Below are 12,524 nucleotides of genomic sequence, written 5' to 3' on the forward strand. Positions count from 1 at the left end.
CGGTGACGTCAGCCCACCATGCGTTCGCCCACGTCGCTGCCGGCGAAGTCCTCGAAATCCATGGTGCCGATGCCGAGGTTGCAGCTGACCTCGATGGCCGCGTCGGGCCGGATGCGGAACTGCGTGACGAAGGCCTCCTCGTCCGGCTCGAAGGGCTCGCCGTCCCACTCGGTGGACACGGCGAGCGGCGGATGCGCCTTGTGACGCATCGTGGTGGCGTCGGCGATGAAGACCGCCCCGGGCAGGTCCGGCTCGGGCAGGGCCGCGCGTACGGCCTTGAGGACGCGTTCGGCGGGGACGCCGTCGTACGCGGGCTCGCAGACGAGGTGCGGCTCCGGGATGTTGTCCATCCACGGTTCCCCAAGCCTCGTGACGACCTGGTTCCAGGCGTCCTCGTCGCTGAAGTCTGTACGGATCACCAGCGGGCTCAGCGTGTCGCGTTCCGCGATCACCAAGGGCGGCAGGGCGTCCCCGGTGTCGGGCGCCACGACGGGCTCCGCCGAGGGGACCGGCACACCACCGAGCAGTACACCGCCGAGCCCGGCGGCATCGGGTACCACCCCGCAGACGCGGAACAGCAACTCGAAGCGGTGCCGGTCGCGGTCGTTCTCCGCCAGCGCGGCGGCCACCTCGGGCACCTTGACCCCTTTGCGCCGGAACGGCTGGTCCGTGAACTCGCTCACCAGCTCGCCGCGTTGGTGAAGGGTGAACCGCGCACCGTAGCCGTTTCCGCCGGCCGGCGCGTGCACCACCGCGACCGACTCCGCCAGCACCGACCGCGCCACCGGCAGCGTGGCATCGTCGCTGAGAACGATGACGTCCGGCCCCGCGGCGACCACCGCGACGACACTTCCCGCACCCACCGCTTCCCGCCGCTGCTGGAGCTGGCGCCACGTGCCCCGCACCACCGAGCACGGCACGACGCCGAGACGCTCCAGCACCTGCGTGGGCGAACTCTCCTCGACCACCGCGACGCAGAATCCGCGGCCCTGTCCGATCAACGCCCCGAACCAGGCGGCCAGTACGTCGTTGCGCGGCACAGCCGGCTCGCGCACCGGCGTGCCGTCGAGCCGGGCCGGGCCGTTGGCGGATGCCCAGACGACGCCTCCCGTCTCGTCGCGCAGCTCCGCAGCCCCTCGCGCCACGACCAGTTCGGTGCCCGGCCCGGCGATGCGTTCCAGCTCGGAGCCGTCGAGCGCCAGCGCGCGCAGAACGCCGTCCTCGCCGAGTTCGAGAACGTTGTGTTGGTCGTAGAACCTGTCCCAGTGGGAGGTGTGGCCCTTGACGATGCAGCGCAGGACACGGCCGTCGTGGAAGAGCACGGTCGACCCGTCAGCACTGGTGAGCGTCTGCCCGTAGAGGCTTTCGCCCCGGCGCATCCGCGATCCGCGGGCGACCGTGGGCAGTTCGCCCGACGCGGCCGGAACCTCGGGGATTCCGGTGCTCCACACGATGCCACCGTGCGCGTCGGTCAGGACCAGGTCGCCGGTGTCGCGCATCTCCAGCCGCCGCACGCCCCGCCACGCGGTGCCCGTACCCCACACCCGCCGGCCGTGGTGGTCCCAGGCGGCCAGGTCTCCGTCGGGGCCCAGGGACAGCAGGCTGAACGACCGCGCGTCGCCGACCCACACGTACGCGCGCGTGAGGTTGTCGCGTATCGCCAGTGGCGGGTCGTACACCCCGCTCAGCACCGTGAACCGGCCCGATGGTGAGGTCGAGGACTCCATCGAGAGCGCGCCACCGAGCGGGAGCCAGGAACAACCGGGCTGCCATGCTGAGGGCGTTGTCGCGTCGTCGGGCAGTGGCTGCGACGGGATCTCCGGTGGTATCCGCATCACGCGTGTTCCGCGGCAGGCGACGGGGGAGTGGCCCGCTCGTTGCCGGTAGCCGACGAATCCGCCGCTGCCGGCCAGGAACCGGACGGCTTCGAGTTGCAGGTGCGGGGAGCCGTTGCTGCCGGTGATGTCGAGACGGTAACGGTTGTAGGCTCCGGGTCGGGCTATGCGGTACGTCCGGGACCGGTGCCGGCCGGGAAGGGACTGGCCCGTGCGGGCATCGAGGGTGCGCCACAGCCTTCCGTCCGCCGAGCCGCGCAGAGTCCAGGCCGCCGGATCGCGGTCCGGAGCGTCGTTCGCGGAGGTCAGGACGTACCGCTTCACCGGGACCGGTTGGGAGAGCCGGAAGTCCAGGGACGCATGACTGTGGGGCGCGAACCATTTGCTGCTCGAGGTGTCGACGAGGTTCGCGGCAACCTCGCCCGCGCCGTGGTGCTCGGCGCTGGCCGACACGGCGACAACGAGGTCGCTCACATCCGCGTTGCCGGTCGGACCCGCCGGGCGCAGCGTCAGCGAACACGCGTTGCCGGACCGGTCGTGCCAGGCCACCCACTGCACGGGGGCCCGACTACCGTCCTCGACCAGCACCCGCAGCCGCCCCGCGGGAATCCAGCCGTCGGCATCCCGCACCTGCGTGTCGAACTCGTATCCCTGGGCGCCCTCGCGATCCTGCTCCCCCCGCTGCTCATCGAGTTCGCCACGGACCTCCACCATGTCACCGTCGGCGGTGCGGCGTTGGCCGTAGCAGCCGGCCAGGTCGGGTGAAAAGCCCAGCGAGCACTGCGTGCCGTCCTCGGTGGTCCAGGACAGTTGCGCCAGCGCCTCGGTTCCACCGTCGTCGACGTGCACCAGCAGCCGTGCCCCTGGCACCCACGGCTCCGAGTCCCGCGCGCGCTGCCACATCCGGAACGCGAGCGCAGACGTCTGATCCGGTACGGGCCGCACTGGTCCTCCTCGCCTTTACGTGGACGACAGCGTAATCCGCCGAGCTTGTGTCAGCTCAACTGCCGTTGCGCGTGAGCGCGTTGATGTGTTCCGGGACCTCGTCGTGGTCCGGCGTCGACCATCGTCCCTGACCCCGCGATGCACTTCGGCGGGTGCCGAGCCGCCGTTCCGGCCTTTCTGCTCCGAAGCCGTGATGGGCCGTAAAGTCGGATGTCTCGGTGTATGTCCGTCCGGCTTTGTAGGGGCCTTGTAACAGGGGCCTTGGTGGCTTTGAAGTGCGTGGTTCCGGCATGTTGGGGTGAGGAGTGCCCGGGGCCTCCCCGGGCAGAAGTTGATCTGACGCGGTCGGCCCGTCCGGGGCCGACCCTTTGCGTGAGGAGCGTTGTATGAAGTCGTGGCGCAAGCGAATGACCTACGGTCTTGCTGTCGTGGCCGCTACGGTCGCGATTCCGTTGACTGCCGGCTCCGCCTCCGCCGCCAGCTGGCACGACATCGCCGGTGGTCCGGAGATGTACCCCGACATGGCCGCGTGCCAGGCGGACATCCCGACGGCGAAGCAGCATTACCAGGACGCCACTTGTGTCGACAACAACGGGCGCATCTCCCTCTGGGTGCTGTACTGAGCTGTTTCCGAGCCGGCGGCGCTGACCGCGGGTTGGACCGTCCTGCGTAACGACGAAGCTCCTGGTGGACGGGTTCTCGACCAAGATCACCCGTGTCCGCCAGGAGCTTCGCGTGCTCGTCCACTCGTCCTCGATCCGCGTGAGGTCGGAGAGAGCTCAGTGCTCGCCCGGCGTACGGGCGTAGACGTGCCAGTCGTTGGACGTGGTGCCTCCGGGGAGCAGGTTGGTGCTGTTGTCGGTGAACTCCACGGTTCTGCCGTTGTCGGACACGTACGGGGCGATCGCGGCGCCGTCCTGTTGTGAACCGTCGGAGGCCGTGCTGATGGTTTCGGTGCGGCCGGTCGCCAGGTTCTGGCGGTAGAGGTCGTGGCGGGCCTGCCGGGCGTGGATGATCGTGTCGGAGCAGCCGCCGGAGAAGTAGACCCACCGGTCGTCGGAGCTGATGGCCGCCGAGGGGTCCGCCCAGCAGATCGCCGCCGGGTTGGCCGAGGTGCGTGCGCTGTTCACCTTGCCTGTTCGCAGGTCGTGGACGAACAGTTCGGTGCGGGCCTTGCCGCCGGGCAGCGGGGACGCGCCGAGGGCGTAGGCGGCGTAGCGGCCGTCGGGGCTGAGCCGGAGGGCCGGGGCCGCCGGGCCGGCCGTGCCGTCGGCGGCCAGGCTGGCGAGAGTGGTGGTGCGGCGGTGCAGGTCGTAGGTGTAGAGGTTGGTGTAGCGCAGGCCGTGCGGATGGACGGCGCCGTTCGCCGGGGTGGCGGGTGGTAACAGGTTCGTGGCCCGGGAGCTGAAGCCGACGGTACCGCCGTCCGCGCTGATCGTCGGGTTGTCCGAGTCGTTGTCGGCTGCCTGCCCGTTCGCGCCGGGTGATGCCAGGCGGGTGTGACCGGTGATGCGGTCGGTGACGTAGATGTTCCGGGTGTCCGGCTTGACGGCGGCGCCCGGCACGAGGTCGGTGCGGGTCGACATGTAGACGATGCGCCGGCCGTCGGCGCTGATGGCCGGGTGGTAGGCGCCCGGGTCGCCCTGGGTTCCGCCGGTCGGGGTGCCGGTGGTGACGAGCCGGGTACGTGCCTTGACGCGGTCGCGGACGTAGACGTTGTACGCGCCGTTGGCGGGCTGGCCGGGCGCCACGTCGGCGGCGCCGCTGGAGAAGACGACGTACCGGCCGTCGCCGCTGATCCCCGCCCTGTCGTCGAGCGCGGTCAGCGGGGTGCCGTCGTCGGCCCGGCTGACCAGTTCGGTGCGGCCGGTACGCAGATCGCGGACGTACAGGCCGAAGCCGGCCTTCGCGCCGTCCGGCACCAGATTGGTCGCCGACGAGGCGAAGAGCGCGTAGTGGCCGTTGCCGCTGATCCCCAGGCTCGTCGACGGCTGGTCCGCCGGGGCGCCGTCCGTCCCGCGGTCGACCTGGGTGACGGGGCCCCACGCCGCGTCGGCCCGGGCGGGCGCGGCGGTGCCTGCGACGGCCGTGGCCGCCGCCAGCACGCAGGCGCCGAGCGTGAGTCGGCCTCTGGTACGGGTCGTTCGGTGGGTCTGCTCCATGCTGATCCGTCCTCCCCGGATGGCTGCTCCCACCCGCCCCCGGCAGTCCGCGGACGGGTTCCAGGAGAGCCAATCGCCGACGCCGCCGACGGTCAACGGGGGAGGAGGAACCGATCGAAAAACGCGAGGGGTTCGTCTGCGGCGGCGACGACCCCGGCCGTGCCCTGGGGGATCCACGGCGGCCGGCCGGTACCTGTCCTCCCGCGCCTCATCGCAGGTGCGTCGCCGCCGAGCCGGTCCCCGGCGGCCCAGCGGCAGCCGCCCGTCGCTCACTACGCGCTCCGCGAGCGTCCGTAGCGCCGCTCGAAGCGCTCGACGCGCCCCGCGGTGTCCAGGACCCGCTGGGTGCCGGTGTAGAAGGGGTGGCTCGCCGAGGAGATCTCGACGTCGATGACCGGGTAGGTGTTGCCGTCCGCCCACACGACGGTCTTGTCGCTGGTGGCCGTCGAACGGGTCAGGAAGGCGAAGTCGGCCGCCCGGTCACGGAAGACGACCGGGTGGTAGGCGGGGTGGATTCCGGGCTTCACGGCTCTCAGCGCTCCTCACGGAAGTCGACGTGGCGGCCGGCGACCGGGTCGTACTTGCGCAGCGTCAGCCGGTCGGGGTTGTTACGGCGGTTCTTGCGGGTCACGTACGTGTAGCCGGTGCCGGCGGTGGACCTGAGCTTGATGATCGGGCGCAGTTCGTTACGGGCCATGGACGACACCATACACACATTGATTTTCATTTTCATCAAGCTGTTAGTGTGCCGCTGTTGCCGCCAACAGAGGAGGAAGCATGTCCGACCACCGCCAACCCGCCGGCCGCCGGCCCGTGCAGAACGGACAGCGGCGCCTTGTCGTGGCCCGCTACGCCGCACGCCGCGCCGCGCTGAAGGCGATCAGCTCATTCCCCCGACCCTCCGACGAGGAACGCGCCGCCCCCCAACGGGAAGCGCGCCGACAACCCCGCGACGCCGACACCACCCACCCGCGCACCCGCGACGCCGTAGCCGGGCGTCCCCGTGGCCGCCTGCGCGCCTTCGGCCTGACCCGCATCCGCGCGCGAGACGGCACGCGTGAACGAACTGCCCGGCGCCACAGGGGCAGTTGACGATCCACACCCGATCCGCTCACGCCGTGACGGGAACGGTGGCGCGGGGCGCGACGGACCCGGCAACGGCACCGGGCGGCGCACGACACCGCGCCCGTGCCTGCCTGGCGCGGACCCCGGCGCCCTGGACCTGGACGCGCCGACCAACCACCTCCGCATCCGTCACCAGGTCGAACTGCTCGCCCCGCTACGTACGCGGGGTGCGGGCGGCGGCCGTCGACCACCGGGCGCCGGCGGACGGCCCCGGGACGGACGCGGCGGCGGAAGCGGGCTCCGGCCGCCACGCCCGGTCACCGGCCGCCTCGGTCACAGAATGCCCAAGCGGAGCGCGTACACGACGGCGTGCGTGCGGTTGCGGAGGTTGAGCCGTGTGACGATGCTGTGCACGATGCTCTTCACGGTTCGTTCCGAATAACTGAGCTTTGTGGCGATCTGCTTCGTGCTCCACCCGTCGGCCAGCAGGCGGAGCACTTCGACCTCTCTGTCCGCCAGGCCGGCGACGTTCAACCCGTGCGGCACGAGGACGGTGTCCCTGATGGCCTTGATCTGCTTGATCAGGGCCTGTTGCACGTCCCCGCACCGTTCGATGCCGTGGGTCACGGCGCCCATGACGGCCCGCCGCACTTCTTCGAAGCAACTCTGCTGACGGGGTAAGAAGCTCACCAGACCGAGGTCGATCGCGCGCAGGAGATGGTGCTCGGGAAGTTCATGGGCGACCATGACCACGGGGAGCGTGTGGTCCGAGGTCTCGTGCTGGACCTGTTCCACCCGGGAAAGCGTGTCCCCGGTGACCTCTGTCGCCAGTACCAGCAGGATGTCGGCGGGGAGACGCTCGGAGCAGTAGCTCGCCTGGATCTCCTTGTGCGACGAAAGCCACGAGACGGCTCCTTCTCCGGTGACCGGGTCATTGGCAAGTACGGACACGGTGATGGGTTTCACAGTCTTACTTGTCATGGCTCATCAATCTCGGTGGAGGAAACAAGGTCGGCCGGCGATTTGAAGAAGTGGTCAGGACGCACCTGGGACGCGTTCCGCTCGTTCCGTCGGTGAGTGCCGCGAGAGGTGAACGACCGCCAAGCGAACGGGAGTCCGGACCGGGAGCGCTGTGCGATTCCCCGGCGGCTCGAACGCGACGGCGCGGAAACCGCCTTTACGCCTTTGCGGATCAGGCGTGTCCGTAGGCCGCGCAATCTCCCTGGCCCGGCGGGTCGTTGAGCGGGCGGGCATGGGGCGCCGTGCCGAACGACCGCACGTCCCGGTCGCCCTGGCCGACCGGGACGGCCAGGGACCTGGGACGGCCGGGGAGACGGCAGGTGTCAGGGGTCGGTGGCCATGCTTCACCCGCGGTGGTCGAGGATCCCCCCGTCACGCCGGCACCGGCCCAGGCTGGATCGTCGGCACCACGGCTCACCCATCCTGATCACCATCCCGCCGCGCGTCGTGCGGAGCTGTCCGTGCGCCACACGACGTCGCTGGAGTAGTCGGTACGGATAACCAGGTCAGCGTAGCCCACGTCCGCCGATTCATGATCGATTCCACCCGGCCAATGGTCGGTTGTGCCGTCGCCGTCGGTACGGGACCGTGGCGTGTCTGCCTGGCCATACCGCGAGGTTTACCCCTGGGGGCACGGGGACGGGTGAACCGGGGCAGTTCCGTGCCGCCGGAGGGCGGTCCGTGGGGGTGGAGCGGCCGTCGCGGACCATGAGCCGTCGGCGGCCCTGCTCCCGAAGTCTCCCGTACCGGCGCGAGGAGCCGGTGATGGTCCCTCGCGCTCCAGGACGACGCAATGGCGGCGCACCAATGTGCACCCTTCAACTCCCCAAAGGGTGGGGCGGCTTGCGTCCGTCTGCTGGGCCGTTCATCTTGGGAGCAGTGCGGATCGGGAGCGGAATAACGTTCCACGTGGTGTGTGCATCTGTTGTGTTTCATTGAATTGAGAACAGGCTGTATGCGTTTCCTGGGGTGAAATCGCGGGCAGCACGCAGCAGTTCCCGGGAATCCGCGTCTCATCCGCGCCGGTCCCCGGTTCTCGTGCACCCCGACGGAGCCTGACTCGATACAGCGGACAGAGGGGAAGCCTGGGATGGTGCCCGACGGGCAGGAAGTGGGAGATACCGCGGCGGAACAGCCACCGCGGACTCTTCCGGATAGGGAACACGCCGGGACCGCGGACGGTCCGGCACGGACGGGCCAAGCGTTGGACAACGAGGTGCGGCACTCGGTCACCCGCATATGGGAAGACGTGCTCCGCCTGGACGATCTGGCTGCCGGAGACAACTTCTTCGAGCTGGGAGGCCATTCGCTCTCCGCTTCCCAGGTCATCTCCCGCATACGGGACTCGTTACAGGTCGAGGTGTCGCTCGCCGCCTTCTTCGAGTACCCCACGATCGCCGAACTCGCCCACTTCGTGGCGCGGCAGCGCGCACTGGCGCACGCGGACGGCCCCCGCCGGGAGAAGGGCGAGGGCTGACATGGGCGTAGACCACTCGCCACTGGCGTCCGCGCAACAACGACTGTGGTTCCTGTGGCGGTTACGGCCGGACGGCAACGAGTACAACGTGCCGAAGGCCACCCGGCTGCGCGGCACGCTCGATGCGGCTTGCCTGGAGCGGGCGCTCGCCCGGCTGGTCGAGCGGCACGCCGTCCTGCGGGCCACCTTCCCCTTCCTGGACGGCGAACCGGTCCTGCGGATCGCGCGGAACGCCACCGTGCCACTGGGCCGGACCGACCTCTCCGACACACCCGCCGCAGCGCGCCACACCGCCCTGCGGGACGAGGTCGACCGGGTGGCCCTGGGCGCCTTCGACCTGGTGAACGGCCCGGTGTTCCGGGCCCAGTTGATCCGGCTCGCCGAAGACGACCACGTACTGGTACTCGCCTTCCACCACATCGTCGTCGACGGCTGGTCGCTGGGCGTCATCGAGCGCGAACTCGCGGCCGTGTACGCCGCGAACCTCGACGGCGCCGAGGACCCGTTGCCCGTGGTGCGCCACGGGTACCAGGACCATGTCGCCGCCGAGCGGGAGATGCTGTCCGGGCCACGCCACGCCGAGGCACTGGAGTTCTGGCGCCGCAACCTCGCCTCCGCGCCGCGGCAACTACCACTGCCCACCGACCGGCCGCACCCACCCGTCCAGAGCTACGCCGGTGACAGCCGGGGCTTCACCGTCGCCCCCCAACTGAGCGAGCACATCAGGTCGTTGGCCGCCCGCCACCGGGCGAGCAGGTTCGTCGTGCTGCTCAGCGCCTACGCCGCACTCCTTTCCCGGCTGGCCTCGGCGCCGGAGGTGGTCATCGGCGTACCGGTCAGCGGACGGACGACGCTGGAGGCCGAAGCCGTCGTCGGCCTGTTCGTCAACATGCTGCCGTTGCGCATCCGGATCCAGGAGGGCATGACCTTCGCGGAACTGCTGCGTCACGTCCGCGACACCTTCCTCGCCGCGCACGAGTACCAGGACCTGCCCTTCCAGCGGGTGGTGGAGGATCTGCAACCCGAGCGTCTGACCTCACGCAACCCGATCTTCCAGTGCGCCTTCACCTACGAGGAATCCGCCGGTGACGTCGGCGCGTTCCCCGGTCTGGAGGCGAGCCCCGTCCCGGTGCGGATCGAGACCGCCAAGTTCGAGCTGACCCTGCACATGGCGTGGAGTGCGGAACGGGTCGAAGGCTGGATGGGTTACCAGACCGATGTGTTCGACGGACGCACCGCGGAACTGCTCGGCGCACGTTACCTGCGGCTGCTCTCCGGGGCGTTGGCGGCACCGGACACACCGGTCGCACGACTGCCCCTGCTGGGCGCCGAGGAGGAGCGGACGGTCCTGGCCGGCGGCCCGCGACCACCGGCCGCCGACGGCGAACGCGTGGAACGGATGGTGGAACGCCACGCCCGCGAACGACCGGACGCCGTGGCGGTGCGTGCGGGGGAGCGGGCGCTGACCTACGCGCAGCTCGACCAGCAGGCGAACCTCCTCGCCACGGTGTTGCGCGCGTCGGGCGCGGGCCCCGGAACCCTCGTCGCCACCTGCCTGCCCCGCGGCGTGGACCTGGTGATCGCCGAACTCGGCATCGTCAAGACCGGAGCCGCCTACCTCCCGCTCGACCCGGCCAACCCGCCGCCCAGACTGGCCGCCGTCCTCACGGAAGCGGATCCGCTGCTCACCGTGGCGGACAGCGAACACACCACATCGCTGCCGACCGGGAAGATCCTCACCCTTGAGCGGATCCGGACGTCCGGCACCGTCGCCGCACCCGCGCCCGCGCCGAGCACGGACCCGGCGGACCTCGCCTATGTCGTCTACACATCCGGCTCGACGGGCCGCCCGAAGGGCGTGATGGTCGAACACCGCGCACTGTCGAACCTGGTCGCCTGGCACCATGAGGAGTTCGGCATCGGGCCGGGCGACCGCACCACGCTGATGGCCGCTCCCGGCTTCGACGCGTCCGCCTGGGAGATCTGGTCGGCGCTCACCGCCGGGGCCACGCTGGAGGTGCCCGACGCCGAGACCGTGCTCTCCCCCCGTGACCTGATCCGCTGGCTGGTCGCGCGGGAGGTGACCAGTTGCTTCGTTCCCACCCCTCTCGCCGAGCGACTGGCCCGCGCCGACTGGCCGGCCGAAGGCGCCCCGCGTTCCGTGCTGACCGGCGGCGACCGGCTGCGCGGAACGGGATCCGGAACGCTGCCGTTCCGGCTGGTCAACAACTACGGGCCGACGGAGAGCACGGTCGTCGCCACCTCGGGCACGGTCCAGCCCGAACCCCACCGCCGGGGAGTCCTGCCGGACATCGGGCGTCCGATCGCGGGGGTGGAGGTCTACGTGCTGGACGCGGAGTTGCGTCCGGTGCCGGTGGGGGTGCCCGGTGAGTTGTATCTGGGCGGGGTCGCGCTGGCGCGTGGGTACCTCAATCAGCCTGGTCTGACGGCGGACCGGTTCGTGCCGAGTCCGTACGGGGGCAGGCCGGGGGCCCGGTTGTACCGGACCGGTGACCTGGTGCGGTGGCGTTCCGACGGCAGCGTCGACTTCCTGGGCCGCAACGACCACCAGGTGAAGATCCGTGGCTTCCGTATCGAGCCGGGGGAGATCGAGAACGTCCTGCGCGGCCACCCCGGGGTGCGGGACGCCATCGTCACCACCACACCGGTCACCACCGGGTCCGCCGAACCCGCCCTCGTCGCCTACCTGGTGCGGGCGAGCCGGACGGAACACCGCACGGAATCGTGGGCCGTCCTGGACGACGACGCGTTCGCCGCCCTCCTCCGCGACCATCTGCGGGACCACCTGCCCCGCTACATGGTCCCCGGTCACCTGGTCGTCCTGCCCCGGTTCCCGCTCAACCCGAGCGGCAAGGTCGACCGCGCCGCGCTGCCGGTCCCCGAACTCGGCGGCGTGGGACGGCACGTGGGCCCCCGTGACGAGATCGAACGGGTACTGGCCGGCATCTGGTCCCAGGTCCTCGGCCGACAGCACAGCGACGTCACGGAGGACTTCTTCGAGATCGGCGGCGATTCGCTCAAAAGCATCCAGGTCGTCCACCGCGCGCGCGAGGCCGGACTCACCCTCACCGTCAGCCACATCTTCCACCACCCCACCATCGAGGAACTCGGGGCCCATCTGCGGCAGGAGACCGCGGCCGGCACGCCTGCGGAGCCCGTACCCGAACCGCTGGTGTCAGGCACCGCCGAGGAGCGGGCGGACAACGCCGGCCGGGAACGGGAGAGCCGGTGAAGAACCGATGGCTGCTGCGCTTCCCGCCCCGCCCGCAGGCACGGATGCGCCTGCTGTGCCTGGCCGGGGCGGGCGCCGCGGCGTCGATGTACCGCTCCTGGTCCCAACACCTCCAGCCCGAGGTGGAAGTCTGCGCCGTCCAGCTGCCCGGCCGCGGCGCCCGGCTGCGTGAGGCGCCGTTCACGAGGATGGAGCCGCTGGCCGACGCCCTCACCGACGTGGTCCGGGCCGAGTCGGACCGCCCGATGGCGATCTTCGGTCACAGTCTCGGCTCGCTGATCGGGTTCGAGGTGGCCAGCCGCCTGCTCAGCACCGGCGCGGACACACCACTCCGGCTGATCGCCGCGGCACACCGGGCCCCACGGCTGGGCAGCGCGCGCCTGCCGTACCACCGCCTGCCCACGCCGGAGCTGATCGACGTCATGGGAGGGCTCGGCGGGACACCCCCCGACCTCCTCGCGATGCCGGACGTCATGCGGCTGACCCTGCCCGCCGTCCGGGCCGACTTCGAGATCGACTACACCTACCGGTACCGGGAACGGCCCCCGCTCCCCGTCCCCATCAGCGTGTTCGGCGGCATCGACGACACGACCGTCTCCAAGGCGGAACTGGAGGCGTGGCAGGAACACACCAGCACCGGGTTCAGCCTTCGCCTGCTACCCGGCGACCACTTCTTCCACGAAGGACCAGGCGGCCCGCGGATGCTCGCGCGGATACGCCGGGAACTCCTCCAACACGTCTGACCGGCCCGGCCGACCGCAACCGAA

General features: G+C 70.6%; 9 protein-coding genes and 1 pseudogene. 5 read left to right on the forward strand and 5 right to left on the reverse strand.

The window, feature by feature from the left end; genetic code table 11:
- Positions 1-8: 8 nt before the first annotated feature.
- Positions 9-2,738 (reverse strand): DUF6924 domain-containing protein, encoded by a 2,730-nt coding sequence (locus SCATT_RS35385; protein ID WP_265736677.1) that lies wholly within the window; start codon positions 2,736-2,738, stop codon positions 9-11.
- A gap of 428 nt (positions 2,739-3,166) precedes the next feature.
- Between SCATT_RS35385 and SCATT_RS35390 the strand changes: the two genes are divergently transcribed.
- Complete coding sequence (locus tag SCATT_RS35390; protein WP_014627165.1) at positions 3,167-3,403, forward strand: hypothetical protein; 237 nt, start codon at positions 3,167-3,169, stop codon at positions 3,401-3,403.
- A gap of 156 nt (positions 3,404-3,559) precedes the next feature.
- Here SCATT_RS35390 and SCATT_RS35395 read toward each other — a convergent pair whose 3' ends face one another.
- The 3 genes from SCATT_RS35395 to rpmG form a co-directional block, all read right to left on the reverse strand.
- Positions 3,560-4,942, reverse strand: a complete 1,383-nt coding sequence (locus SCATT_RS35395) for a TolB-like translocation protein (protein ID WP_014150504.1) — start codon at positions 4,940-4,942, stop codon at positions 3,560-3,562.
- Positions 4,943-5,214: 272 nt separating this feature from the next.
- Entirely contained in the window at positions 5,215-5,469 is a 255-nt protein-coding gene (locus SCATT_RS35400; protein WP_014150503.1) for a type B 50S ribosomal protein L31, read from the reverse strand.
- Positions 5,470-5,474: 5 nt separating this feature from the next.
- Positions 5,475-5,639, reverse strand: coding sequence for a 50S ribosomal protein L33 (gene rpmG / locus SCATT_RS35405; RefSeq protein WP_014150502.1), 165 nt, complete (start codon positions 5,637-5,639; stop codon positions 5,475-5,477).
- 80 nt (positions 5,640-5,719) lie between these two features.
- Here rpmG and SCATT_RS40195 point away from each other — a divergent pair.
- Positions 5,720-6,023 (forward strand): annotated as a pseudogene (locus SCATT_RS40195) (hypothetical protein); the annotation flags it as partial.
- 317 nt (positions 6,024-6,340) lie between these two features.
- Here the strand turns inward: SCATT_RS40195 and SCATT_RS35410 are convergent.
- Positions 6,341-6,973 (reverse strand): helix-turn-helix transcriptional regulator, encoded by a 633-nt coding sequence (locus SCATT_RS35410; RefSeq protein ID WP_014150500.1) that lies wholly within the window; start codon positions 6,971-6,973, stop codon positions 6,341-6,343.
- Between the two features lie 1,258 nt (positions 6,974-8,231).
- Between SCATT_RS35410 and SCATT_RS35415 the strand changes: the two genes are divergently transcribed.
- Genes SCATT_RS35415 through SCATT_RS35425 form a run of 3 tightly spaced genes read left to right on the forward strand, consistent with a single transcriptional unit; the run spans position 8,232 to position 12,500 of the window.
- Positions 8,232-8,504, forward strand: a complete 273-nt coding sequence (locus tag SCATT_RS35415; RefSeq protein WP_014150499.1) for a phosphopantetheine-binding protein — start codon at positions 8,232-8,234, stop codon at positions 8,502-8,504.
- Position 8,505: 1 nt separating this feature from the next.
- Positions 8,506-11,757 (forward strand): non-ribosomal peptide synthetase, encoded by a 3,252-nt coding sequence (locus tag SCATT_RS35420; RefSeq protein ID WP_014150498.1) that lies wholly within the window; start codon positions 8,506-8,508, stop codon positions 11,755-11,757.
- Complete coding sequence (locus SCATT_RS35425; RefSeq protein WP_014150497.1) at positions 11,754-12,500, forward strand: thioesterase II family protein; 747 nt, start codon at positions 11,754-11,756, stop codon at positions 12,498-12,500. The genes SCATT_RS35420 and SCATT_RS35425 overlap by 4 nt, the downstream gene beginning before the upstream one ends.
- Positions 12,501-12,524: the final 24 nt, after the last annotated feature.

It is taken from the genome of Streptantibioticus cattleyicolor NRRL 8057 = DSM 46488, from assembly GCF_000240165.1.
Lineage (GTDB): Bacteria > Actinomycetota > Actinomycetes > Streptomycetales > Streptomycetaceae > Streptantibioticus > Streptantibioticus cattleyicolor.